The sequence below is a fragment of the Enterococcus sp. HMSC076E04 genome (assembly GCF_001814285.1).
In the GTDB taxonomy this organism is placed as follows: Bacteria; Bacillota; Bacilli; order Lactobacillales; family Enterococcaceae; genus Enterococcus_B; species Enterococcus_B lactis.
The window spans coordinates 1-563 of record NZ_KV815637.1; the positions used below are offsets into that span (position 1 = coordinate 1).

At 50.6% G+C, this 563-nt stretch carries 5 tRNA genes; all 5 read left to right on the forward strand.

The features are described from left to right. Window positions 1-72 precede the first annotated feature (72 nt). The 5 genes from HMPREF2961_RS13640 to HMPREF2961_RS13660 all read left to right on the forward strand — a co-directional run bounded on the left by HMPREF2961_RS13640 (window position 73) and on the right by HMPREF2961_RS13660 (window position 528). Window positions 73-161: transfer RNA gene (locus HMPREF2961_RS13640), tRNA-Ser, on the forward strand. 14 nt (window positions 162-175) lie between these two features. Next, a tRNA-Glu gene (locus HMPREF2961_RS13645) sits at window positions 176-247 on the forward strand. Between the two features lie 15 nt (window positions 248-262). Continuing rightward, window positions 263-335, forward strand: a tRNA-Val gene (locus HMPREF2961_RS13650). Window positions 336-344: 9 nt separating this feature from the next. Next, a tRNA-Asp gene (locus HMPREF2961_RS13655) sits at window positions 345-417 on the forward strand. A gap of 35 nt (window positions 418-452) precedes the next feature. Further along, a tRNA-Phe gene (locus tag HMPREF2961_RS13660) sits at window positions 453-528 on the forward strand. Window positions 529-563 lie beyond the last annotated feature (35 nt).

Sequence of the window (563 nt, forward strand, 5' to 3'; positions counted from 1 at the left end):
ATGATGTCGTAGGTTCGAGTCCTACTGCCGGAGTTCTCATTTTGAGAAAGAGTATTGAGCTTCTTTCACTCTGGAGAGTTGTCCGAGAGGCCGAAGGAGCATGATTGGAAATCATGTAGATGGTGCAAACTGTCTCAAGGGTTCGAATCCCTTACTCTCCGTAACAAGTTTACCTGGCCCGTTGGTCAAGCGGTTAAGACACCGCCCTTTCACGGCGGTAACACGGGTTCGAATCCCGTACGGGTCATTTTAATTGAATGTTGGAGGTTTAGCTCAGCTGGGAGAGCATCTGCCTTACAAGCAGAGGGTCAGCGGTTCGATCCCGTTAACCTCCATAATGAACTGGTTCCGTGGTGTAGGGGTTAACATGCCTGCCTGTCACGCAGGAGATCGCGGGTTCGATTCCCGTCGGAACCGTCGTTCTTGTTATTCAATTAATAATTTTAAAATATGGCGCGGTAGCTCAGTTGGTAGAGCAACGGATTGAAGCTCCGTGTGTCGGCAGTTCGATTCTGTCCCGCGCCACCATGGAGGAGTAGCGAAGTGGCTAAACGCGACGGACT